This window comes from uncultured Clostridium sp. (assembly GCF_937920395.1).
GTDB lineage: Bacteria > Bacillota > Clostridia > Clostridiales > Clostridiaceae > Clostridium_AD.
The window spans coordinates 64355-89208 of record NZ_CALEVF010000035.1 but is presented as its reverse complement, the minus strand read 5'-3'; the positions used below and the strand labels follow the sequence as shown (position 1 = coordinate 89208).

Genomic DNA, 24854 nt, shown 5'->3' with positions numbered 1-24854 from the left:
CCTCCTAGCAATAAACTAAAAAAATCTCCCCACAACAAAGTGAAGAGATTAAAGTACGTAATAAATAAAGACGTCAAAATATATTTCATCTCCACTCGTTGAGTTTTAGCACTGTACAGCTTAGAGATTTAATACTCAGCTACATTAAGTAAAACCTTAATCCGGTAATACCTGCTGACCCGTTGGCGTCTCTCGACATTTCTGGGCAGTAGCGTGTGTCTTATACAGTAACCTCACCTAACAAGAATATTAAATTGTATTTTTATTTAATATTATTCTTATAATATCATGTTATGCATAAGTTTCTATATTGTCAATAATTTAGCCCGAAATTAAACATCTAATTAAAAGTTTTCTTGAATTAAATTTAATCGTATAAAGTTAAAATAGAAAATATGAAATAAATATTATATTGCAATGGAATTTATCCTATGGTATTATTTAAATCAAATGACATATAAAGTAAACTGATTGTATTTTTATAAACTTATAATAAAATATTTAATATCACTAGATACATAAGATTGAAATAAAAAGAGGTGAAAATTATGAAATTACCCTCAATTTTAGGTTTATTAATTGTTATAGGAGGATTGGCCTGCTTATTTTACGCAATACCTATAGAAAAATAATCCTTTTAAAATTTATTAGTTCTGCATAAGTACATAGCCATATGTTCAAACTATATATAGTTCGAATAGGGAAGTGAACGACTATGTTTAAAAACAACATACTAAAAAATTTACTAATTATTAACTTGGTCTTATTAGGAATAATTCTTTTCGGTAAAATGTTTTTTCTTCATAAGTTTATAAGAATACTTTCTAAGTCATTTTTAACTCCTTTGATATTTTCACTTTTTTTATACTATATTATAAAACCATTAAATGTGATTATTATCAAAAACGGTCTAAAACCAACCGCTTCAGCTTTATTAACCTTAACACTTGGACTATCAATTTCCATAGGTGTTATAACGCTTTTTAGCAATTATATTGCAATTGAGTTTAACGGAATAATAAAAGAACTAACAACTATTGTGAAAAATCAAGAATCTATGAATAATATTATAAATAAAATTGATACCTTTATACCAACTTTAGGTATTTATAAAACTTTTACTAGAATTATCAATACTTATATGCAAAACTTGGTTCATAACCTACTGTTAACCGTAAATTATACAATATACACATTTTCAACTCTATTTCTTGTTTTGGTAATATTGTTTTATTTACTTAAGGATGGTCCTAAATTCAAAGATAAAATCATATACATAACACCTAAAAAGTTTAAAAAATTTGTATCACAAACCCTAACAGCTAGTAATAACGTATTGGATTCTTATGTTACAGGGCAAGCAAAAGTAGCTCTTTCTTTATCCATTATGATATTTATTGCTTACAAAATAATAGGGATTCCTAGCGCTCTGCTTTTCTCCTCACTAACTTTTGTTTTAGCTTTTATTCCTTTTATAGGTTTTTTAGTTTCCATGATTATTCCCACTATCATTGCTTTAAGCATGGGGTGGGTCATGCTTTTAAAACTTGTAATTGTGTTTATTATTGTACAAACATTAAAAGGTAGAGTTGTTGTTCCCGCAATTATGTCTAAGGCAATGAATATTCACCCATTAACTGACATCTTCTTAGTTATAGGTGCCGTTGCCGTTGGTGGGCCTTTAGCAGCCTTTGCTATTGTCCCTACTTACGCTATTATTAAAACAATATTTTTTAAATTGCATGAGTGAAAATAAATAAACAAACCTTCGCCTAATAAATCGAAGGTTTGTTTATTTATTTATTTAATTATTTATTTATTTATAACTTTCATAATGAACTCTTTCCTTATCAAATCTATCTACAAACTTGTTTTCCTGACCATCTGGGTACCCTACTGGAATTATTGCAAAAGCTTCAATATTATCAGGTAACTTAAACAAATTTCTTATGTAACTCATTCTTTCATCAATAGAAGCTACACCAAGCCACACTGCTCCAAGACCTAGTTCTACTGCTTGTAAAAGAAGATTTTCTGATGCTGCTCCCATATCTTGTGGTACACAACCTGGTGCTAATAAGCCATCTTTTCTAGATAAAAGAACAAATGTCACCGCTGAAGTCGCAACCATCTTTGAATAAGGGCTTGTTTGAGCTAATTTTTTTAATGTTTCTTTATCTTCAATAACTAAAATTTCCCAAGGTTGTTGATTTGCTGCTGATGGTGCCTGCATTGCAGCTCTTAAAAGTTTTTCTATTTTTTCCTTTTCAATTGGTCTATCCTCATATTTTCTTATACTTCTTCTATTAAATATTGCTTCCATTTTTATTGCCTCCATCTTAATTAAGATTATTTTTATAATTCATTATAATGATTACCATTCTCTCTATATTACTATTTTACTTCCAATGTATCTTAATTGCAAGTACGCACTTTTTTATTGCATAGTTACTAAAATGATACTGTTTAATTTATAAATGAAAAGACATGTCAACATCTCTATTAGAAATATTGGCATGCCCTTTAATTATTGCAATTTAATGCCTACTATTAATTATTGTTTTGCATATTTAGCTTTATAAGCGGCTAAATCATCACTTACCGATGTTTTCTCTAGAGCTTCAAATTCATCCTCTAAAGATTCAACTTTAAGTTCTCCTAAGCCTTCTGCTAAACATTCTTTTTCCTCTATCTTACGTTCTAATCTATCTAAATCAATACTATTATCTTTTGTTTTAATATTAGCTGTAATTGCATTAACCTGCTCTGCAGCCTCTGCTGTTTTAAGTCTAGCTATTAATCCATCTCTCTTACCTCTTAAATCTTTTAAATCTTCTTCTAAATCTACTAAACTTTTCTTTAAGTTATCTGCAGTAATTTTAGCTGAATTATAAGATTTTGATAATGATACGCTAGTAGCTTCACATTCCTTTTGTTTAGCAATTGCTTTGCTAGCTAATTCATCGTTACCTTTTTCTATAGCAAGTTTTATCTTAGACTCCCAATTAATCATATCTTCCTTTGCTGAATTCATTTCTCTTTCAAGTCTTTTTACATTTCCAAAAACTACAGCTGATTTGGTTTTAGCTTCATTTAAAGATGAATCTTTATCTCTTATAGCTTGGTCTATAAGCGCTGCTGTATCCTCATTTGCATCCATTATCTTATTAACTCCCGCTTTCAAACTATTACCTAATCTATCAAATATTCCCATTGTTTATATTCCTCCTTATTATCTTTAATGATTGTCTACATTGTATACTAGCTCTCCATGAATAGTCCAGCTATATTTTCCAGTTCTTCCTCATTTTCTATGTTTATATATTCAGTATCTGATAGTCCGTCTGTCATAATATACATTTGTTTATTATCCTCATTTTCCTTTTCTTGTAGTAGTATATACTTTTTATCATATGATTTACTTTCTACTATTGCTAATATCTCAAATACAACATTTCTTTCTTTATTATCATCGTACAGATCAAGTGTCTTAGTACTGTCGATTACACAATTTTCTTTTTTATCACAGCTTTTTACTCTACATCCTGATAAACAATTACCACAAGAACTAAAAGGACATTCATATGCACAATCTATACATTCACACTTTGAACAATTTTGAACTTGATCCAATTGACTCCTATACTTATTATAATATTGACTAACTTCTTTAGTATCATCTACAGCAAAATGCATTAGTTTATTAGACTCTTTAATAGATTTATCTATTATATCAATGAACTTCAAAGATATTTCCTCAAATTTTAACGCTTTAACTTTATTCTTTAATGTATCATCGCGAAACTCATTAGAATATATCTTTAAAAATAGGTCACCATGAGATTTTACATAAATTTCGCTCATTTCACTTAAATATTCCTTTTCATTACCCATTAAAATCTTACTCCTTTACTATCGATATTATGAATTACTTTTTACTTACGTCTTCTTTTAATATATTTGTACACATAGAACGCTATTAATAAAATAATAATTAAACTTGCATACCTAAATATAGAACCTCCAAATGAATTTCCAAAAAACATCATAGGCATAAAACTTCTATGAGTATTGTAATTATTGCTACCGACAATTGGTGTTTTAGTTCCACTTGTGTTACTAGTTGTACTTGTTGATTTATTTGTTGTTGATGTCGATGGTTTACTATAGTTTTTGCTTGATTTAAACCCTCCACTACTGCTACTACTTGAACTTTTAATACTAGAACTACTGTGACTACCGCTTGATTTAAATCCACCAGACCTTGATCTAGCATACACATCGAAATTGATTGTTACGAGCATTGCTACCATTAATAGTATTGATAATACCTTTGATAATTTCTTCAAGCTTATCTCATCCCCCACTTAGTGAAAATTCTTTATTACTAATATTTATATTTTATTTTATTTGTTTTATGTTAATCTAAACCATATTTGTCCACATTTACAATTATATAATACCATGAATAAAGTATTAATAATAGCTTATCTTTGAATACGTAACCCCTACAACATAATCCTCAATTTAATCACCAACTGAATTGTGTAAACACTTTACAATAATAATTAACAAGTTTATAATTATGTTAATTATTGAATTATGAAAGGAATAAATATGAAAATTGATATAAGTGAAAAATGGCTTTCCGTATATGAGGCATTAGATAGTTCTGTAAGAATTAAAATTATTAATCTTCTTTCACAAACACCTTTAAATGTAAAAGAAATTGCAACCAAGCTAGAACTGAGTAGTGCGATCATTACTATGCATATTAATAAATTAGAAAAAGCTGGAATTGTAAAAGGAGAACGCACCAAAAGTAATGGTGGTGTACAGAAAATATGCTCTTTAGTTGTTGATAGTATAATAATAGATTTCCCAAAAAATACACAGGAGATTATAAAAAGTCATGAATATATTGTTCCTATAGGCCAATATACTGATTTTAAAGTTACTCCAACTTGCGGACTTGCAACTACTGAAAAAATCATTGGTTATTTTGATGATACAAGGTATTTTTTAGATTCAAAACGAGTAGATGCAAAAATTTTATGGTTTACTCAAGGATTTGTTGAATATAAATTGCCTAATTATCTATTATCAACACAAAATCCTAGTGAACTAGAAATATCTATGGAAATTAGCTCTGAAGCACCTGGTGCTAACAATAACTGGCCCTCTGATATTTCTTTTATATTTAATGGAGTTAAAATTGGAGAATGGACTAGCCCTGGTGACTTTGCTGATATAAAAGGAAAATATACTCCTAACTGGTGGATGAAGGATATTAATCAGTATGGAATGCTAAAAATCATTAAAATAAATGATAAAGGTTCCTTTGTTGATGGAGTAAAAATATCAGGTATTAAATTATCTGATGTAGATATTAGGAATAAACAATGGATTTTAAGATTAGAAGTAGCCGCAGATGCTAAACACATAGGTGGTTTAACGGTTTTTGGAAGTGGTTTTGGAAATTATGATCAGGACATAATATTCAAACTATATTATACAGAGTAAAATGAGACTTACGTTAACGTAAGTCCCATTTTGATTTTTGAGGATAAGGACAAGTAGATTCTAGTATCCTTGCCCTTATTTGCACAATGCAACCGCACTGAAGGCAAGTTGTCCCATACTCTAAATCTTTGCAACTAAAGCAAATATCTAAACGTTTATCATAAACATCCTCAGAGGCAAGTTTAAATTGATTACCCCTTACTATTATATTAAGCATCTCATCAATCTCATTTTCAGAAACTATAACACTGGCAGAGCAAGCTTTACATTTTCTCATTTTACTTACACTACATTAAGTACAATAACAGACATTTTTGGCATAATTATTGTAATCTTATTATCTTTTAATATAAAATCTTTAAACTCTTCTTCAGTAACATTATTAGGATTTTCAAAGCTGTTATAATCGTTCATTTTATCAGATGAAAGTATACTTCCTGATACTTTTGAGTAAGTAACTCCTCTTAGTTCAGTAGAAATTTCGACATCTTCATTAGGATCCATATTACACAATGAGATATGAAGAATTCCATTATCATCAACAGAAGCGGAAACGTTTAACTCAGGTACAGATTTATCACTATTCACGTATTCAGCGCATTCTGTCACTGTAGATACAAGTTGCGCATCTTGATGTACCTTGTACATCTTAAATATATGATAGGTTGGGGTTAGTACTATTTTATCTCCCTGCGTTAATATCATAGATTGAAGCACGTTTACCATTTGAGCAATGTTTGCCATCTGTACTCTATCACAGTGATTGTTAAATATATTAAGACCAATACCTGCGACTAAAGCATCCCTTATAGTATTTTGTTGATAAAGAAAGCCAGGGTTTGTTCCAATTTCCGGATTAAACCAAGTACCCCATTCGTCAACTATTAAACCTATACGTTTATCTGGATCATATTTATCCATGATAGTACCATGTTTAACTACAAGCTCTTCCATGTATAATATTTTTCCCATCGTTTTAAACCATTCAGTTTCATCAAATAAGGTAGCGGAGCCTTTATCATCCCACTTTAGTGGTATTGTATAGTAATGAAGACTTAATCCATCCATAAACTCAGCAGATTCCCTCATTAATACTTCAGTCCAGTTATAATCGTTAGAATTAGCACCTCCTGCTATTTTAAAAAGTTTATTTCCTTTATAATTTCTTGTATAGGTAGAATATCTTCTGTAAAGATCCGAATAATATTCTGGTCTCATATTTCCACCGCAACCCCAATTTTCATTACCAACACCAAAGTACTTTAGTTTCCAAGCTTTTGCGTGTCCATTTTTAGCTCGTAGTTCTGCCATTGGTGAAACTCCATCAAATGTCATATATTCTACCCATTCACTCATTTCTTGAACGCTACCACTTCCAACATTTCCACAAATATACGGTTCTGTTTCAAGTTGCTCACATAGCTCAAAAAATTCATGTGTTCCGAAATGATTATTTTCAACTACTCCACCCCAATGAGTATTAATCATCTTTGGACGACTTTCAGGGTCGCCTATTCCATTCTTCCAGTGATACTCATCAGCAAAACATCCACCTGGCCATCTTAGAACTGGAATTTTAAGTTCTTTTAAAGCCTGGACTACATCATTACGAATTCCATTTGTATTTGGGATAGTTGAATCAACTCCAACCCAAACACCTTCATAAATACATCTTCCTAGATGCTCTGAGAACTGACCATAAATGTTTTTGTTGATTTTACCCTTCTTGACATCAGCATTAATAATGATTTTTGCTTTCTTCAAATTAGCCATTATTACACTCCCTTTTAACAATTATTTTAAATATCTATGCTATTAACAATACAATTAACATCTTAATATAAGTATTAACTATATTATAATTTAAAATTTACTTGAGGTCAACAATAACATATAAATTAATATTTTTATTTGTTTCATTTAGATATTCAATATCTAATTCTTACTCCTAATAAAGTATGTAAAAATTAGAAATATTTTTTTTAAGAAAGGTTGGGGAATAACCTTTCCACTTTAATTGATCATTATGTTCATAATAATAAAGATGGCAGCTATGGATTTAGCATATAAATATCTCATAAAATTTTGGTTTATGTTATACTTTAGTCTATTAGCACATCTAAATATTAGTATGTATGATTATTACACTATCTTATAGCAAAATACAAACTAAAAGGAGAGTATATATGTACGCAATGATATCTCCCACGGTTATGAAGATACTGAGAATTTTGTAATTTGTAATATAATGTATCGCCCAAAAGATCTACTTTCAGCCGATTACGATATTAAGAAAAGTGCAGGATTTCATGCACTATTTGTATTAGAACCATATCTTACTAAAGAACATTGCCAAGTCGGTTTCATACATAGAAAATCATTATACTCAAGAGCTATCCATAAATGAACTTGCTGAAATTTCTCATTACTCTTCAAGACATTTTGCAAGGCTTTTCACTGAAACCTACCATACCACGCCATTAAACTACATCCTTTCACTGAGAATAAACTTGCCTGTAGCTTACTTAAGAAAAATCGAATCCCTATATCTGATATAGCCATGCAATGTGGATTCAGTGATAATAATTATTTCAGTCGTGTTTTAAAAAAAAGAATCATGCTCACGCCAAAGCAATTCCGAACTTTCAAATAAATATATATATATATAATAGATATTAATATTTAAATGTGCTAGTATATACAAGAATACATGCATGATAATTTTTTAAGAGGTGTTTATATGCCAAATCCATATCTTCCATACAAGAGATGATCGCGATCATAAATCAGACACACTCTGGACAGATAGCTATCTTTATGCACCAGATGTAGTCAAAAAGGATGGAAAATACTATCTTTATGCATATATAGTGGATGCAAAGGGATGTGTTGCGGTAAGTGACAGACCTGAAGGCCCATTTAAGTTGGTTTCAAAATACAAGTACAATATTCCAAATGACAAGGGCGAAGACTGCTTCGGTAATGGTTGGTTCATTGACCCCGGTGTACTTGTTGACGATGATGGGAAAGTTTATATTTACTGTGGATATCAGAGTTCATTTGTTGCTGAAATTAACCCTGATAATATGTATGAAATTATTGATGGAACATATCAGGATGATATTATTCCTATAGAAGAACCCTTTATATTTTGAATTACTTGTGATTTTTGTAGAATACTAGATTTAATCATCATTAAATTTTGCTCCATAACTAACTTTGCCTCATCAATTGTTGAATTAGAGGCTTGAATATATAAATATATACCACTAAAAATAATCGGGAAAGTCAAAATTATTAAATATGTAGAAATAAACTTCCATTTTACACTAAGATTATTGTACCAATTTAAAAGTTTTTTCACTTTATTCACTCCTATATTATTTATACTATTTTAAAAACATCTGCCATATCAGTTGCAGCATTACCATTTGGATGTGGATCATCGAAATTACTGTGATACTCTTGTTTTGCCATATTTTCTTTTGGTGCTTTTGCAGACAAATCAACCGTTATGTCAAATATTCTATCTACGTTTGGCAAAGAATCTTACAATATGAAATCGTTTACCCTTGTCCATATAACCTCTCGTTCATCTATAAAATCAAATGGTGGCACAGTGCATAAAATAATTTTCAATAAAGGCCTATCTCCTTTTAATTTATTTACTATAGTTGTTAAATCCATTATTATTTCTTCATAATTTCTGTTTAATATACCTATATCGTTTACACCTAAACATATTATTACTTCATCAGTTTGCTTAGCTTTATAAAGCCATGCTCCATCAGTTGCTGCGTCATTTTCCCTAGATAATAACCCCTCGTCCCAAGTTGAATCAACAGTATTACAATGCCAAATTCTCCATATAAAATCACCGTATTCTCTTGGTTTTATATAAGTCCTATAGGTATGTATGCCCTCACTTATTCTCATTATACTATTAGTAGTCTATGATATAACTATTGCAGATGCATTATTCTCAAATATATTAGTTGTTTTTTCTGTCATAATTTTGCTATAAAAATAATAGCAAGTTGTCACCTCCAAATTGATGTATATGCTTTATTAATTACTACGTCAATCTTATAATGTTAATTAAAGTGTCTCCATAAAAGTTGTTATTTTTTCTGCAAGTCTTTCATGCCCAGCTTCATTAGGATGTAATCCATCTGGAATATATAATTCTTTAATTATTGGTACTTTAGGTTGCATTCCACTTACAGAATACAGGTCCAAAACTGGCAAGGAATGAAATCGTGTTACTTCTTTTATTATGTTTACATATTGCTCTAATCCATTTCCGCTTGCATTTTCTTCATAATAAACATCCTCATGAAATTCTCTATGCAGTGATGTAATAAACGCTATTGTTTTATCGTAGCACTTTTCTATAAGCCCTCTCATTAATACATGACAAGCTCCATGAAATGTACTTGTACTCCTATCCCCAAATTCTCCAATTGGTGATAAGTCATGTCCAAAATCATTTGTTACAGCAAACACTATAATTAAATCTGCATCATCTTCCATTTTAGAAAACCTAACAGACATAGAATTATCCTCATCATGAGCACAGCTTGCAATTCTTGTAGCATTTATTCCATAATTTCTCGCTACCTCTAACCCAATTTTGGATTTAATAATCTCATGATAAATCTTTGTTGTACCATATCCACAAGTTATACTATCCCCTAAAAAATTAACTTTTTTACCTTGCCATTTTGATCTTTTATCCATCATATTTACCTACCTCTCTATTCGTAACATAGTTATTATATAATATTTAAAGACGTCTTAATGTAAGCATTTTTGAACTGCTTTGGTGTTAAATTTTTATAGTCAATATTCACCACCTTCGGTCAATTGTACAAGATATTAACATCTATGTAAATATAATTATACAAACATTATTTATCAATATGACAAATGAAAGCGGAATAAAACCTTAAAATGGCTTATCCCGCTTTTGTTCACCAATATTTAATATTATTAACTGCGCCTAAATAGCCTCAAGCATCCTATATTGACTCATATACAGCTCATAATATTCACCTTTATATTTCATAAGTTCATCATGACTTCCTGATTCTACAATTCTTCCATTATCAATATACATTATTCTATCTGAATTCTTTATAGTAGAAAGCCTATGTGCTATTATAAACGACGTCCTTCCCTTTAAAAGTTCTTCAAGTCCCTTTTGAAGTAGAATTTCTGTCTCAGTATCTATACTTGAAGTTGCTTCATCTAATATTAAAATTCTTGGATCTGCAAGTAATGCTCTTGCAAAAGATATTAACTGCCTTTGACCTGCTGATAGTCTTGAACCTCTTTCATTTACCTGGGTGTTGTATCCCTCACTTAATGTAGATATAAATTCATGAGCGCGAACTACCTTTGCGGCAGCAACAACTTCTTCATCTGTTGCATCAAGATTGCCATATCTTATATTGTCCATTATAGTACCTGAGAATATAAATGAATCTTGAAGCATAATGCCCATTTGTCTTCTTAATGAATTAAGTAATACATCTCGAACATTTACTCCATCTATAAGCACCTCTCCACTCTCAAGATCATAAAATCTGCTTATAAGATTAATTATTGTTGTTTTCCCCGCACCCGTAGGACCTACTAGTGCTATAGATTCTCCCTTACTTGCTTTGAAGTTTACATCATTTAATATTCTTTGCCCATCATCATAACAAAAATTCACATTTTTGAATTCTACCAAGCCTTTTATTTTAGGCATTTCATAAGCTCCCGCTAAATCTTTAACATTAGGTTCCTCATCCATTGTTTCAAATATTCTTTCCAAATAAGCCATGTTATTTATAATATCATTATATGTGTTTGCAATATTATTTATTGGCCCCCAGAATCTACCTATATATGCTATGAAAGCTATGAGTACACCTATTGTTATAGAACCATTTGCAATCCATGCCACTCCCATAATATAAACTGCAACAACTACTAAATTTCCAATGTTATCTACAAAAGGCCCCATTAATAACTGAATTTTTATAGCATGCATCCAAGCTTTCCTATAATTATCACTTAGCTCATTAAATATTTTTAAATTCTCTTTTTCTCTTGAAAAAGATTGAGTGACCTTCATGCCACATATACTTTCATGAATATACGCATTTAAGTTTGATGATTTGTTACTTAAAATCTGAAATGCTTTTCTTTGAAGCGATTTAATAGTAAAAGCAGCGCCTACGAGTATTGGAAGTCCCACAAGACCAATAAGCGTTAATCTAACATCTATTAAAAACATAAATACAATAATGACTATCAAACTAAAACTATCTGTAATTAAATTTATGATACCATTTGATAAAAGATCACTTAAGGAATTAACATAGTTAACGACCCTTACTAGTATCTTACCATGTGGTCTGCTATCATAATAACTAAACGGAAGTTTTTGTAGATGGTTAAATAAATCTTTTCTTATATTTAAAATTACACTTTGCCCAATATCTGTCATAAACTTTATTTTTATATTTAAACAAAATCCATTAATAATTACCGTAAAAAAATATATTAAACTAAGTATTATAAGTCCCATTACATCTTTATTTGGTATCTTACTATCTAGTGCTACCTTAATAAGATAAGGGCCAATAAGATTTGCAACTGATGCTATTAACATAATTACTATAGTTGTAACCATTTTTTTCTTATAAGGTATAACATATCTCAAAAGTCTTTTAACATGACCCATATTAAATTCTGATTCTAACTCCTCATCTACATCATATTTATTTCTAGCCATTTTAAACTACCTCCTTCCCCTTTGCATCATCAAAATTGCCAAATTGGTTAATATACACATTGTAGTATTCACCCTTCTTTACCAGCAATTCACTATGAGTTCCTCTTTCTATAATTCTTCCATTATTAAGTACTAATATCATATCCGCATTTTTTACTGAAGATATTCTATGTGCAATAATAAATGTAGTCTTATCTTTAAAATATTTATCTAGTGAATGTCTTATATTATTCTCTGTTTGTATATCAAGGCTAGAGGTAGTATCATCAAGTATTATTATAGACGGATTTTTTAGTAGTGCTCTCGCAAGGGAAATCCTTTGTTTTTGGCCTCCAGAAAGCCCTACGCCTCTTTCACCAACAATCGTATCATATCCTTCCTCCATCTTGTTAATGAAATCATCAGCACCTGCAATGCTAGCTGCCCATCTGACTTCATCCATTGATGCTGTTGGTAACCCATAGGCGATATTTCCTTCAATAGTATCTGAAAAAAGAAATATATCTTGCATAGCTACTGCTATATTTTTACGTAACCGCCTTAGATTAAAATCTTTTATATTATATCCATCAACTAATATTTCTCCCTTTGTGCATTCATAGAATCTACATAACAAACTTACGAAAGTAGATTTACCAGACCCCGTATGTCCTATAATTGCAATGGTTTGACCTGGACTTACTTTCAAATTTATATCCTCAAGTACTTCTTCATCCCCATAATTAAAGTTTACATTTTTAAACTCTATATTCCCCTTTATCCTATCTTCCTCCACTTGATTTTCCGAGTTTTTGATTTTTGGCTTAGTATTCATCAGCTCCATTATTTTCTCGCCAGAAGCCGAAAACCTTTGTATATCATTAATTAACCAACCTGCCATTCTCATTGGGTTGTTTATTGTAAATATCATAGCATTGAAAGTAACTAAATTTCCTATGGTCATACTTTGGTTAATTACCATAATACCACCTACAAGAATAATTACTATATTAAGACTTATGGACAGAGAATCTATAATTGGAAGATATTTTCCCCAAACTTTTGCAGACTCAATGTTTCTTTTTTTAAATTCATCATTTTCTTTCCCAAATTTTTTAATTTCAAATTCTTCCTTAGCAAAGGCCTTTACTACTCTATTACCACTTATATTTTCTTGTGCCACTGAATTAAGTTTTGAGAACTGTTGCCTTACATTAAAAAAAGTTGGCTTTACGTCTATTGCCAACTTTCTTGCAAAATAAGCTATTGGAGGCGTAAACAAAAGTAGAATTAATGTAAGTTTATAATTTATTGAAAACATAATTGCAATTCCAAATAAAAATATAAATGAATTTTCTATAACGTTATACCCAACCCACGCAAGAAAATGTCTTACTGCATCGATATCCCCAGTCATTTTATTCATTATATCTCCTGTACTAGTTTTATCAAAAAAATCAAAATCAAGTTTTTGAAGATTGCTATAGATATCATTTCTAATATCAAATATAGAATCTTGAGACATATTTTCAAGTAAGATCAAAAAAACATACCTTAATATTGACCTAAGCAATATTACTGCTGTAATAACTGCGAGTAAAGGAATTAATATATTACTTTCTTTTCCAACAATAACCTTATCTACAATTGTTCCAGATAAATATGGTGCCACCATATTCATAGCAGAACATATAATAACTAGTATAAAACCAACTATTATTTTAATATTGTATTTCTTTGCATATTTCCAAACCCATCTAAAAGCCATAATTTCCACCCCATATCTTTTTTCTCTATCCCATTATCATGTATATTCTTATATAATAAAATGTACTATCCATACTAATTTAATGTCAATTCTTATTTTATAGACCAAAATTTAAGTATACTTTGATTAATTGTATGTAATGACTTATAATAGAAATAAAACTTATAATAATTTTACAGAGGTAGATTATGTGTAATTTAAAAATTGATTTAGATAATTTTAATCCCAAAATGTTATATACATTCACGAAAACATTCAATGATAAAAGTGATGTAACCTATCATTGCCATGATTTTCTATCCATAATATATGTTTTATCTGGCACATGTACCTACAATATTAGTAGTGTTCCACACATTGTTAAAAAAGGGGACCTGCTTATTTTCAACCCTCATGCATATCATGGAAAAATCATTCCCAGGGGTAGTGAAATCCATGAATTCCACGTAGGTTATGAAAACCTTCACATAAAAGGACTATTGCCAAATCATTTTCTTGAAAGTCATGTATCACCCATTATTAACGTATCTAAATACGAAAATGAACTTTTAAGACTCTGTTCAGACATGATTTCAGAGCAAAGCAAAAATCAACCAGCCCTAAAATTATCTCTAAAAGGTCTTGGTATTAAACTTCTTTCCATTCTCTTTAACGCAACTTTTGAAAGCACAACTCTAAAACAAAAGGGTATATTAAATCTTAAAAGCTATGATAACACTACTATTGTTAATACAGTTTTAGAATTTATAAACGAAAATTTTATGCATAGTCTCTCTTTAGAAGTAATATCTCAAAATATGTATCTTAGTCCAGCTTATATATCTAAACTTTTTAAAGAAAGTACCGGTACCTCACCAATAAACTATCTAATAAAACTCAGACTCTCAAAAGCAAAACACTCTCTAGAAATTGGTGATCAATCTATAAAAAAAGTAGCTTTATCTGTTGGTTATGCTGATATGTATCACTTCAGCAAACTTTTCAAAAAATATTATGGTTATCCTCCATCAAAAATAAAACATAAATCAAATGATAATCAACTTATCAAATTAAATGCATAAATTAGTCCCAAAATATAAAAAGTGCCTTCACAGGCGCTTTTGTATTTTAATATTACCCTATTGCTGATTTTATTTATAAACAATCTCGAGTGAGTTAATTAAATCTAATGCAGTTTTCTTTGCTTCTTTAGGAATGTCTCCTTTTACTATTATGTACCCTAATCTTTCATCTGAGTTCTGCGCCATTCTAACTGCATCTCCAGATTTAAAATCCATATTATAACGTATAACATTCTTATTGTTTTTTAAATCATCTAATCCATTAACTTTTGATAAAACCCCATCTTTTGGGGCAATTAAATATGCAACAGCTGCAGCCTTATGTTGCGAAGGTATAAGACTTATAACTTCTCCTAAATAATAATTAATCGTTGCCTTAAACAGATCTATACCTAAAGCATTAATTAATAGGTCTGAAGATATGTTGTCCCCTCCTGGTCTTCCATTTACCTCTATAAGCCTTGGCCCTGTTTTAGAAAGTTTAATCTCAACATGACATGGGCCATTCATAATTCCTAAAGCTTTTACAGCACTGATTGCCACATCAATTATATCCTTTTGTTTATCTAAATACACTGAAGTAGGTACTACATGCTCTATTTCAACAAAATATGGGAGCTTAGAAACTATTTTCTCTGTTACTGAAGAAAAAGCTTTCTTCCCATTATGTAAAAATACTTCTATACTAAATTCTTGTCCTTCAAGATATTCTTCAATCAAAAACTCTTTGCGAACTTTAAATCCCATATAAGATTCTTTAAAATTCTCCATACATTTTACTGCACTTTGCAATTCAATATTATTCTTAATAAAAAAAACATTTTGACTACTTTCACAGTTTGTAGGTTTTATAATTACAGGATATCCGATCTCTTCTACTGCTTTTATTGCCTCTACATAATTTTTTACTTTCTTAAACTTAGCACTAGGTACACCATGCTCTTTATATGCTTCTCTGGCTAAATCTTTATTTCTAGATTTAACTTCTGCCTCATATGATAGACCTGTAAGTCCCAATCTCTCCTCAACTTTAGCTGTAATCGCAGATACATAATCTGCTGCAGGTATTAATGCGTCTAACTTTCCATAATACTTCGAATTTTTTATAGCATTAAATATTGATTCTTCATCTCTAACATCTGCAATTATAATATCGTCATACAGCCCCTCATACCCATACTCTTTTGGATTGTTCTCACTTGACACTATTGAAATTATTTTATGCCCTAAATCAAATGCAGCCCTTACAAAACCTACCCCATAAAAACTTGGTTCAACAAACGCTACAATTTTTTTCTTATTCATTTTTTCCCTCCATATATTTTTTTAAAAGTACAATTTTTTTTAATTATAACTTACAACTTATATGGTATCATAGGCTTATCTGTTTCCATAACTCCATAAACTAAGGATAAATGTTATAATTCTGTGTATATTTAGGTATAGTCGAAATATAGATAAAAACGAAACATATGCTAGCTATTAGTGCTATTTTCGGGTATATCGTATTTTATAATTGCTCCATTTAATATTAAATGAAGTATTCCCTCATATGTTTGCTTTATAATCGAAGAATATTGTATAATTAACTTCATAACTTTAAAAATAATAAATTCAAAAACTATAATTTTAATATTTATAAAAAAACATTTAAACAACAGGGGGTACTAATATGAATATATTTTCTAACTTATTCGCAGCAAAACCTAAATCAATTTATAGATTTATAGATGAGGGCAATATAGAAGAAATAACTAATTATTTAAATAGAGCTAAAAGTTTAAACCAAAATCCTAAACTTGAAAATTTACTTTATTATGCCTTAGATAATTGCCAAAATAATTACTTTAAAAATATTATGCTTTTAATTAATAATGGTGCAGATATTAATGCTCATAATAGTGAACTTCTAGAAACCCCTCTTCATAAACTTTGTGCAAGGATTAAACCTCATATAGATGTAATAACTATGATACTTAAAAAAGGTGCTAAAGTTAATGCTATCAACATATCAGGTAAAACTCCTATATTTTACTGTAGCTTTAATTATTCTGTGGAACTTCTCAATTTACTTGTAGAATATGGAGCAGATATAAATGCAAAGGATAAATATAAAAACACTCTTCTTCATGATGATTATATCAACTGTTTTGATGAACATTTCGAAGAATTTTTAAAGACCCTAATAAATTTAGGATTTAACATAAATTCAATAAATTCTACGGGATACACTCCCTTGGGTCTTTGTAAAAATAAAAAAATCGCCGATATCTTGATAAAATACAATGCAAATAAATAATATAATTGGAATGAAGGAGATTTAAATGAATTTTTACTCGCTTTTGGCAATAATTTTGTACTTACTCATTTTACTTGTGATAGGATACTATTCCTACAGAAAGACTAAAAATATTTCTGATTATATGTTTCATCTGGCATGATTGTAAGCGGTTTAACCGTTATTATATGGATTCTTACTGGACTATCAGCACATTTATATGAGATGATTCCAGGCTTTAGTCTATCACTTATAGCTGTTATCCTTGGAAGCCTTTTAACAAAGAGGCCTGATGAATCAGTAATTAGTGAATTTAAAACTATGGAAGAAAACTTAATAGATATAGAAAAAGCACCCTAGGGTGTTTTTTTTATATCCTTTATCTAAATCAATTGTTTTTCACATTTTAGTGTTTGCTTTAATATGTAATATTTTTTTTGTGCCTTGCATACTAATACATGTAATATATTTTTTTAAGGAAAGGAGAAATTAGGACATGCTCATTAAAGTTATAAAAAAAACATTGCTAAATATATCTATAATAATCCTCCTTATATTTGTTTTTATTATATTTACTCCTAACCATAATTCAGATAGTAAAAATACAAAACAAACTAATATAGTTAAAATCTTACCCTATTCTTTAAGTAATAATTCTATAACATACATATCGAAGGTTACTAGCTCTACTTCAGTTAATGTTTCAAAAGAAAAAATTCTTAATAAAGCAAAAGCAATGACAGAAGTAAAATGGATTCCCGATCATAATTTAGTTGAAAAAAAGTGTTCTTATGTTTTTATTAAAGGAAAAACATATATAGGTGTACCATATAGTATGGACTTGTATCAGGTATCATCTCCAAATAACTTTCTATCAAAAATTAATAACAGTAAGATCTTATACGGTAATGATTGCTCTGCCTTAGTAAGTACAGCCTGGGGCATAAAGAGACAGACTACCCTTTCTCTTTATAATGATATAAAATATGATAGTAAAAAATACGTATGCCAAATATCATGGAATGATCTAAAGCCAACAGATGCGTTACTTTTAGATAATGGAAAAGGAAAAGGACATATAATGTTGTATATAGATTCTGATAAACAAAACAGTGATAATTTAAATGTGTATGAACAAAACATATCAACAGCTATACCCTTTGAACCTATTCCAGTAGCAAGGAAAGATGTAAGATCTAAAAGTATATTAATAAAAAAGGGGTATATACCAATAAGATTAATTGGAGCTAGATAATATCTAGCCTAAATTTCTTAATTTTATTTCAGCTAAAACACTCTCTTGTTAACCCCCTAATTGAAAGGAGTTTTAACTAAACTCCCACCACTTAGTGATGCGATTCCATTATTATATGACTGAATAAATGTACCTTTATAAGTTGTTTCCTTACTTGTCTGCATTTCTTTTACTGTACATTTAATCTTATCATTTAAATAAATTTTTCCACTACCAGTAACAAACAGCTGGTTTTTACTTACTGGTGTTTCTAATGAAAATAGTTTCCAATTGCCTCCTAATTTCCCGTAATGTATCTTATCAACTTTATCATTACTATCCATATCTCCAACATAAACCTCATCATTATTATCTATTGAGAGTAAACATGATTTTATGGAACCACCGAAGTTCAAAACATGGTCTGGCCCAGTTGCATATACCTTGTTATTTGTTAAATCTTCGTACACCATTTTGTCTTCATGTGGTACTACTCGTATATTTCCTATGTATTCAGACTTAGTAACGACTTTCTTTCTTGATTTCATTATATTTACCCAATATATAGAATAATTTTTATACCCATTTTTAACTTTTATATAAATTACATTTGTTAATGGTGATGCTTCAATATCCTTTACAGTAGATGTTGAACTAATCATCAAAATATCGGATACTTTACTCTTTTGTGATTGTGTAACATCATAATATGATAATGATAAATTTCTGTTTAATGTTTCGCAAATAAGCATTCTATTTCTATCTGGAAGCCATTTGCAAAACGATATTTTAGCCCCATTAGTTGAAGGTATATTAACGCTCTTACCTGTTTGAGTATTAACAACATATAACTCATCATTTAAGTAATAGGAAATATAACTTGCATCGTAAGAAACATTTATAGTTGTGGCGTTACTTGGCACTTTAAACGTTGAAACAGAAGTCTTATTACTTTGCGTTGAGTCTCCTACCTTTTGAGATTTAACTGTAGTACTTGAAGTTAAAATGTAATTATTCAAATAGAAAAATCCACCACTCTGTACAATTAATGAAATTATAATGCATAATCTCAGTTTTTTAAATACTTTTTTCATTACCTACTCTCCTATCTGTTAATTATTAACTATAAAAGCAGATGGAACTGCCCTTTCTCCAAGTGCATTACAGGGGTTATTAATGATACTTCCATCATTATACATACTAGTTGATGACCCACCATCTAAATTAGATGCATTATATGCACCGTATTGAATCATTATATTTTGTACATCTTTAAGTGATGCACCTAGGCTTTTAGCTGTTCTTCCATCAATAGCAAGTAATATTATAGCACCATCACTGCGCTGTCCTATTGCGGTCCTTGGTGCAATTCCCCATCCTCCATCTCCAGACTTTATTGTTTCCTGACCATTAACTACAAGTGCTGGTCCAAAAGAAACTGCTTCTGTTACAGAAAACTTCTTCAAATCATTCAAGCTGTAAGGACCTACAAGAAGCTGTGCATCTTTTGTAATTGCAGTAACATCAACCTTTTTATCTGGATCTGTTATATCGTTAAATTTAATCTTTCCATTACTCATAATAATGCCTGTTGGCTTTCCACCCGTGCCAGTCCATTTCGCATTAGTTGAAGATGAGTCAGAAAATCCACCAGCATTAATAGCAGCTACTGCGCCATTATCTTGAGCTATCTGGCTTGTTAGTTCACCCTCAGTTCCTAGTTTATTACTGTACCCAACCTTTACTCTTGTTGGATCTTTAATAATAAGAAGATAACCTTTAAACTTTATTCCATTAGAAATATCATATCTCTCAATACTATTGTCATGACTACTAATAAATTTAATACTATCATTATTTACTTGGTGCATAACCTGCAATGTATCTTCATTTCGAATTTTTTGAATTTCTGCATCAGACAAAAATACCTTTGCAATCCATTGATGACTAAGTGTAGTCATCGCTGCATCTACAATTGTTTTTTTAACATTAGTAAATGGACCATGAAATATAATTACTGGAGCAGTAACTCCTGTAAATAACAATCCAAAAATCAAATAAAATATAAAGTTTCTTAATTTGTGATTCTTTATTTCCCTTGATATATTTTTTGATCCCATTTTTTCCTCCTATGTTTTCAAAATCTTGTTTTATAATATAACACGATTTAATAAAATTAACTTTTATAGGTAAAAATAATTCACACTACATCCAGCATTACACTATTGTGACATATATTTTAACAAATTACAATATTAATCTTATATTTATATTAGTAAAAAATCTCCCCACAAAAGTGAGGAGATTCTCTGCAAATCACCTATTTTAAAACGTTCATAAATACAAGTGCAAATAAAAACACACCAACACATATTCTATACACAGCAAATACCCTCATACGCTTATTCTGTAAGAAAGCTATAAATTTCTTTACTACTACAATAGCTACTATAAATGATACAACAAACCCAGTTATTAACGAAATTATTTCAATACCTGTAAGTGCCATTCTAGCTTTAAATAATGTTAAAGCTGTTGCACCAATCATTGTAGGTATTGCAAGAAAAAATGAAAATTCCGCTGCTGCAACACTGTTTATTCCAACTATCCATGCTCCCATTATTGTTGATGCAGATCTTGACATCCCTGGCCATAGAGCAAGACATTGAAAACATCCTATCAAAAGTGCTTGAGGTAGAATAATATTATCAACATCACCAATTACATCCTTGCTTCTAAATTTATTTTCAACCAAAATCATTAATATACCACCAACTATTAATGCTGCTAGTACAGGCACTGGTCCAAACAAAACTGCCTCTATTTTCTTATGTAATATAAATCCTAATACTGCTGATGGCAGGAATGCCACTAAAACATTAATCAAAAGCTTAAAACCTGATTTACCTGGTTTTAGGTTTTTAATACAATCCCATAACTTAGCCCGATAAAGCACTATAATTGCAAGAATTGCTCCAAGCTGAATAACAATTTCAAATAAAGTAGCAAAGTCACCTGTAAAATTTATAAAATGACCAACTATGATCATATGTCCTGTAGACGAAATTGGAAGAAACTCCGTTATTCCTTCTACTATACCCATTATTATTGATTGTATTATTAATATCATATGTTTCACTCACCCTCGTGTAAATATTTTTAATTGTCTTTTATGCTCATATCGTATGCAACCTTTTTTATAACCACTGTTGAATCCGTAGCTAAAAAATAATGATCTATATAAAAGAGACCTAAAAATTGCAAAGATAAAGATACAACTATCCATATACTTACTTTTTTCTTCCATTTCATATGTTTTCTCCTTTATTTAAGATAATTCGTGATAATTTTTTTTCCTTACCTTTTCTCTACATATATTATTGAAGGTACAGTTCGCTCCCCTTCACTACCACAAGGTTTGTTTATAACTTCATTATTATAAAACATTGTAGAAGAAGAACCACCATCTAAATTATTAGCATTATAAGCTCCAGCTTTGTACAATACATCTTGCACATCTCTTAAAGTAGCTCCTATACTAGAAATTTCCCTACCGTCAATGACGAATAATAATATTGTCCCATCTTTCTTTTGTGCAATACTGGTTCTAGGTGCAATACCCCAACCTCCATCACCTTTAGTTATAGCTTTCTGACCATTAACTATCATTGCTGGTCCAAATGATACTGCATCAGTTACTTCGAAATTTTTCATTTCTTTCAAAGAATAAGATCCAACTAAAAGTTTACCTGATTTAGTAAACGCTACAGCTCCTCTTTTTTGATTCTCATCCTTCATGCCATCATAAATAACTTTCCCTCTAGTCATTATGATTCCAGCTGGATTTGCTCCAACTCCTACTTGAAGTTCTCCAGAAGCTTTATCGGTAAAAGCACCACCATTAATTGCAGCTATTGCATTATTATATTTTGCAATATCACTTGTTAATTGCCCCTGGGAGCCAAGCTTACTACTATACCCTACTTTTAACCTAGTTGGGTCATTAATTACGAGTAAATATCCTTTAAATTTTTTACCTTTTACATCGTATCTTTCAATACCATTATCATTTTTATTTTTTACAACCACGCCCGTTGCCACATTATTTACATTATTTTGAGCTATAACATCTATTTTCTGATCACTCATGATTTGATTTATTTTATCATCGGATAAAAACGATGTTACTAGATATTGTAACGTAAACGTAGTCATCGCAGCCCCTACCACTGTACTTTTTACATTTTTAAACGGGCCATAATAAACCATAAATGGCCCTGTAATACCTGTGAATACTATTTCGAAAACTAAAAATATTAAAATATGAATGCTTGTATTTTTTTTGTTTTTTTTACTCATGCTTCCCATCCTTTTTCTTATTGTGTACTATCCTAATATGGCATTTCTGCTGTTATTAAAATATCTATCCCCTTTCCATATCTTATATATTATATCTGTAAGATTAAAAACAGATTAAAAAATCATTAACTTAAGCTTAAAAATAAAAGGACAATTTACCCTTAGATAACAAAAGCTGATGAATTAATTCATCAGCTTTTGTTATCTAAATAAAGATTAACTATTCCCATAACCCTTTTGTTAATCTTTCAATTTCCCTCTTTCTTTCCTCTGTTTTCTCTATATCAATAATAATCACATCATTATTAATACTTAGTACATCCCCTTCTTTAGCTACCCTAGGAATTTCAGATTTTTTAATATCAATCATATTCCTATCTTCTTTTTCACACACAGCATAATTTCCTTCAAATCTATCAATTATTACATTCACTTATTTGCCTCCTGCACAAATATTACAAGGATCGTTATGTGAAGAACTTAATGCCTCACCTAATGTTCCACTTAATATTGTCTTACTTTTTGAAAGCGACATACAATTCTTATCATAGTGATATGATTTCCCAGATGGAGTATAATATACAATTTTACTGTTGTTTAATGATTTGGTCAATTTTGGAATAGCTGTTTTAACTGTAGAATTTTCAATACTTGAAACTCCTTTGATAGAAGAACTTGAGCCTACTCCTAGAAAAGCATAACTATCAGGTTTAGTATTAAATGTTATGTTTTTACCATCAGAAGTTGCAACTATTGTTCCACTTTCATCAGTCCTGTAAATTTTAATTCCTTTTGCTTTCAATTTATCCATTGTTGACTTGTGAGGATGACCATAACTATTATCTTTACCAACTGAAATAACAGCATATTTAGGATTTACTTTATCTAAAAAAGCAAGCGTAGTCGATGAACTCGAACCATGATGTCCTACCTTAAGCACATCTGCACTTATATTAAAACCCTTAGATAAGATTTCATTCTCAGATATATTCTCCGCATCTCCATCGAACAAAAAACTACTATTTCCAAATGTTAACCTGATTACAATTGAAAAATTATTTAAATCTTCATAGCCAGTACTATTAGGTGCTAAAATTGTGGCTGTAGCATCCCCAACTTTAAAACTCTCCCCAACTATGGGTGCATTTACTTTCATTCCCTTGGCTTTAATCGCGCTTACTACATCTAAAAAAGTCTTAGTATTCGATGTTATCTTTGGCATATAAATTTTACCTATTTGAAAACTGTCTATTACAGAATCTAGTCCACCAATATGATCCTCGTGAGGATGAGTACCTACAATATAATTGAGTTTCGTAATACCTTGCTTTGATATATAATTTTTAACAGTATTTGAGTCTTCATTATTTCCTGCATCTATTAACATTGAACTTGTTCCTTGCTGTATTAAAATACTATCAGCTTGTCCTACATCTATATAAGACACGATTAAATTACCATTAACAGCCTTTTTATAGGAAGTCACCTTGCTATTATTAACCAAACTTATATTTTTAATAGGTTGAAGTTGTTTCTTAGTTATATTCTGCTTTGACGAAGCTTTGCTTGATAAAATTGTTTTTGTAGTACTTTCAGATACACTTGAGCAACCAGTCAAACTGAAAATAAGCATTAATCCCAGTAGAGAAGTTAGACACCTTTTTACGTTTTTCATTTTAATCCCCTTGTAATATAATTTTTACTTTTGTTCTAAAATAATATCATCATACATATATTTATATTCAAGCATTTACATAACTGCTAATACATTGTTACCTTGCAATTAAAAGATTCCACTGTCATTATTCAACAAATATCTGCAAATCTCCTTTAATTTATGGATAAACTATAAAAAAGGACAAAAA

At 30.0% G+C, this 24854-nt stretch carries 30 protein-coding genes and 1 riboswitch; of the genes, 10 read left to right on the top strand and 20 right to left on the bottom strand.

Annotated elements, in window-relative coordinates; all coding sequences use genetic code 11:
* Nucleotides 1-83 precede the first annotated feature (83 nt).
* Nucleotides 84-252, bottom strand: a riboswitch (M-box (ykoK) riboswitch).
* 463 nt (nt 253-715) lie between these two features.
* Entirely contained in the window at nt 716-1750 is a 1035-nt protein-coding gene (locus tag Q0649_RS02450) for an AI-2E family transporter (protein WP_298836875.1), read from the top strand.
* 66 nt (nt 1751-1816) lie between these two features.
* On the opposite strand, the gene Q0649_RS02445 is transcribed toward Q0649_RS02450, so the two are convergent.
* The 4 genes from Q0649_RS02445 to Q0649_RS02430 all read right to left on the bottom strand — a co-directional run bounded on the left by Q0649_RS02445 (nt 1817) and on the right by Q0649_RS02430 (nt 4349).
* Nucleotides 1817-2323, bottom strand: coding sequence for a nitroreductase family protein (locus Q0649_RS02445; protein WP_298836873.1), 507 nt, complete (start codon nt 2321-2323; stop codon nt 1817-1819).
* A 231-nt stretch (nt 2324-2554) separates the two neighbouring features.
* Nucleotides 2555-3214 (bottom strand): PspA/IM30 family protein, encoded by a 660-nt coding sequence (locus tag Q0649_RS02440; protein WP_298836871.1) that lies wholly within the window; start codon nt 3212-3214, stop codon nt 2555-2557.
* Nucleotides 3215-3261: 47 nt separating this feature from the next.
* Nucleotides 3262-3894, bottom strand: coding sequence for a DUF1292 domain-containing protein (locus Q0649_RS02435; RefSeq protein ID WP_298836869.1), 633 nt, complete (start codon nt 3892-3894; stop codon nt 3262-3264).
* A gap of 41 nt (nt 3895-3935) precedes the next feature.
* Entirely contained in the window at nt 3936-4349 is a 414-nt protein-coding gene (locus Q0649_RS02430; protein WP_298836867.1) for a hypothetical protein, read from the bottom strand.
* A gap of 253 nt (nt 4350-4602) precedes the next feature.
* On the opposite strand from Q0649_RS02430, the gene Q0649_RS02425 reads away from it, so the two are divergent.
* The gene (locus Q0649_RS02425) at nt 4603-5523 is read left to right on the top strand and encodes a transcriptional regulator (protein WP_298836865.1); all 921 of its coding nucleotides are present in this window, start codon (nt 4603-4605) and stop codon (nt 5521-5523) included.
* A gap of 13 nt (nt 5524-5536) precedes the next feature.
* On the opposite strand, the gene Q0649_RS02420 is transcribed toward Q0649_RS02425, so the two are convergent.
* Together Q0649_RS02420 and Q0649_RS02415 are read right to left on the bottom strand one after the other, a co-directional pair.
* Nucleotides 5537-5800: a DUF6171 family protein gene (locus tag Q0649_RS02420; RefSeq protein ID WP_298836863.1), complete on the bottom strand. Its 264-nt coding sequence runs from the start codon at nt 5798-5800 to the stop codon at nt 5537-5539.
* A gap of 5 nt (nt 5801-5805) precedes the next feature.
* Nucleotides 5806-7296, bottom strand: a complete 1491-nt coding sequence (locus Q0649_RS02415; protein WP_298836861.1) for an alpha-N-arabinofuranosidase — start codon at nt 7294-7296, stop codon at nt 5806-5808.
* A 475-nt stretch (nt 7297-7771) separates the two neighbouring features.
* Between Q0649_RS02415 and Q0649_RS02410 the strand changes: the two genes are divergently transcribed.
* From Q0649_RS02410 to Q0649_RS02400, 4 genes are all read left to right on the top strand, one after another.
* A complete protein-coding gene (locus Q0649_RS02410; RefSeq protein WP_298836859.1) occupies nt 7772-7930 on the top strand; it encodes a hypothetical protein in 159 nt (52 codons plus the stop codon).
* On the top strand, nt 7857-8081 hold the full coding sequence (locus tag Q0649_RS23005; RefSeq protein ID WP_367179339.1) for an AraC family transcriptional regulator: 225 nt from the start codon (nt 7857-7859) through the stop codon (nt 8079-8081). Before Q0649_RS02410 ends, Q0649_RS23005 begins: the two co-directional genes overlap by 74 nt.
* Nucleotides 8003-8176, top strand: coding sequence for an AraC family transcriptional regulator (locus Q0649_RS02405; protein WP_298836887.1), 174 nt, complete (start codon nt 8003-8005; stop codon nt 8174-8176). Before Q0649_RS23005 ends, Q0649_RS02405 begins: the two co-directional genes overlap by 79 nt.
* Before the next feature lie 79 nt (nt 8177-8255).
* Entirely contained in the window at nt 8256-8678 is a 423-nt protein-coding gene (locus Q0649_RS02400) for a family 43 glycosylhydrolase (RefSeq protein WP_298836857.1), read from the top strand.
* On the opposite strand, the gene Q0649_RS02395 is transcribed toward Q0649_RS02400, so the two are convergent.
* From Q0649_RS02395 to Q0649_RS02370, 6 genes are all read right to left on the bottom strand, one after another.
* Nucleotides 8636-8887 (bottom strand): hypothetical protein, encoded by a 252-nt coding sequence (locus Q0649_RS02395; RefSeq protein WP_298836855.1) that lies wholly within the window; start codon nt 8885-8887, stop codon nt 8636-8638. The two genes, Q0649_RS02400 and Q0649_RS02395, sit on opposite strands and share 43 nt — an antisense overlap.
* A 20-nt stretch (nt 8888-8907) precedes the next feature.
* Nucleotides 8908-9066 (bottom strand): hypothetical protein, encoded by a 159-nt coding sequence (locus tag Q0649_RS02390; RefSeq protein ID WP_298836853.1) that lies wholly within the window; start codon nt 9064-9066, stop codon nt 8908-8910.
* Nucleotides 9067-9072: 6 nt separating this feature from the next.
* On the bottom strand, nt 9073-9459 hold the full coding sequence (locus Q0649_RS02385; protein WP_298836851.1) for a hypothetical protein: 387 nt from the start codon (nt 9457-9459) through the stop codon (nt 9073-9075).
* A gap of 162 nt (nt 9460-9621) precedes the next feature.
* Nucleotides 9622-10266, bottom strand: a complete 645-nt coding sequence (locus Q0649_RS02380; protein ID WP_298836849.1) for an SGNH/GDSL hydrolase family protein — start codon at nt 10264-10266, stop codon at nt 9622-9624.
* Nucleotides 10267-10525: 259 nt separating this feature from the next.
* On the bottom strand, nt 10526-12310 hold the full coding sequence (locus Q0649_RS02375) for an ABC transporter ATP-binding protein (RefSeq protein ID WP_298836847.1): 1785 nt from the start codon (nt 12308-12310) through the stop codon (nt 10526-10528).
* 1 nt (nt 12311) lies between these two features.
* A complete protein-coding gene (locus Q0649_RS02370; protein ID WP_298836884.1) occupies nt 12312-14060 on the bottom strand; it encodes an ABC transporter ATP-binding protein in 1749 nt (582 codons plus the stop codon).
* A 185-nt stretch (nt 14061-14245) separates the two neighbouring features.
* Here Q0649_RS02370 and Q0649_RS02365 point away from each other — a divergent pair, with 185 nt between their 5' ends.
* Nucleotides 14246-15118: an AraC family transcriptional regulator gene (locus Q0649_RS02365; protein WP_298836845.1), complete on the top strand. Its 873-nt coding sequence runs from the start codon at nt 14246-14248 to the stop codon at nt 15116-15118.
* A 69-nt stretch (nt 15119-15187) separates the two neighbouring features.
* Here the strand turns inward: Q0649_RS02365 and Q0649_RS02360 are convergent, their stop codons facing one another.
* The gene (locus Q0649_RS02360) at nt 15188-16423 is read right to left on the bottom strand and encodes an ATP-grasp domain-containing protein (protein ID WP_298836843.1); all 1236 of its coding nucleotides are present in this window, start codon (nt 16421-16423) and stop codon (nt 15188-15190) included.
* A gap of 367 nt (nt 16424-16790) precedes the next feature.
* On the opposite strand from Q0649_RS02360, the gene Q0649_RS02355 reads away from it, so the two are divergent.
* The 3 genes from Q0649_RS02355 to Q0649_RS02345 all read left to right on the top strand — a co-directional run bounded on the left by Q0649_RS02355 (nt 16791) and on the right by Q0649_RS02345 (nt 18651).
* The gene (locus tag Q0649_RS02355; protein ID WP_298836841.1) at nt 16791-17417 is read left to right on the top strand and encodes an ankyrin repeat domain-containing protein; all 627 of its coding nucleotides are present in this window, start codon (nt 16791-16793) and stop codon (nt 17415-17417) included.
* A gap of 138 nt (nt 17418-17555) precedes the next feature.
* Nucleotides 17556-17756: a hypothetical protein gene (locus Q0649_RS02350; RefSeq protein ID WP_298836840.1), complete on the top strand. Its 201-nt coding sequence runs from the start codon at nt 17556-17558 to the stop codon at nt 17754-17756.
* Between the two features lie 136 nt (nt 17757-17892).
* Complete coding sequence (locus Q0649_RS02345) at nt 17893-18651, top strand: hypothetical protein (RefSeq protein ID WP_298836834.1); 759 nt, start codon at nt 17893-17895, stop codon at nt 18649-18651.
* 56 nt (nt 18652-18707) lie between these two features.
* Here Q0649_RS02345 and Q0649_RS02340 read toward each other — a convergent pair whose 3' ends face one another.
* The 7 genes from Q0649_RS02340 to Q0649_RS02310 form a co-directional block, all read right to left on the bottom strand.
* Complete coding sequence (locus Q0649_RS02340) at nt 18708-19724, bottom strand: eIF2A-related protein (protein ID WP_298836832.1); 1017 nt, start codon at nt 19722-19724, stop codon at nt 18708-18710.
* Between the two features lie 18 nt (nt 19725-19742).
* Entirely contained in the window at nt 19743-20750 is a 1008-nt protein-coding gene (locus tag Q0649_RS02335; RefSeq protein WP_298836830.1) for a phosphodiester glycosidase family protein, read from the bottom strand.
* Nucleotides 20751-20950: 200 nt separating this feature from the next.
* Nucleotides 20951-21760 (bottom strand): undecaprenyl-diphosphate phosphatase, encoded by an 810-nt coding sequence (locus tag Q0649_RS02330; protein WP_298836828.1) that lies wholly within the window; start codon nt 21758-21760, stop codon nt 20951-20953.
* A 29-nt stretch (nt 21761-21789) separates the two neighbouring features.
* The gene (locus Q0649_RS02325; protein WP_298836826.1) at nt 21790-21942 is read right to left on the bottom strand and encodes a hypothetical protein; all 153 of its coding nucleotides are present in this window, start codon (nt 21940-21942) and stop codon (nt 21790-21792) included.
* Nucleotides 21943-21987: 45 nt separating this feature from the next.
* A complete protein-coding gene (locus tag Q0649_RS02320) occupies nt 21988-22998 on the bottom strand; it encodes a phosphodiester glycosidase family protein (RefSeq protein ID WP_298836825.1) in 1011 nt (336 codons plus the stop codon).
* Nucleotides 22999-23209: 211 nt separating this feature from the next.
* Complete coding sequence (locus tag Q0649_RS02315; protein WP_298836824.1) at nt 23210-23422, bottom strand: DUF3006 domain-containing protein; 213 nt, start codon at nt 23420-23422, stop codon at nt 23210-23212.
* A complete protein-coding gene (locus Q0649_RS02310) occupies nt 23423-24664 on the bottom strand; it encodes a ComEC/Rec2 family competence protein (RefSeq protein WP_298836822.1) in 1242 nt (413 codons plus the stop codon). It lies immediately after the preceding gene.
* Nucleotides 24665-24854 lie beyond the last annotated feature (190 nt).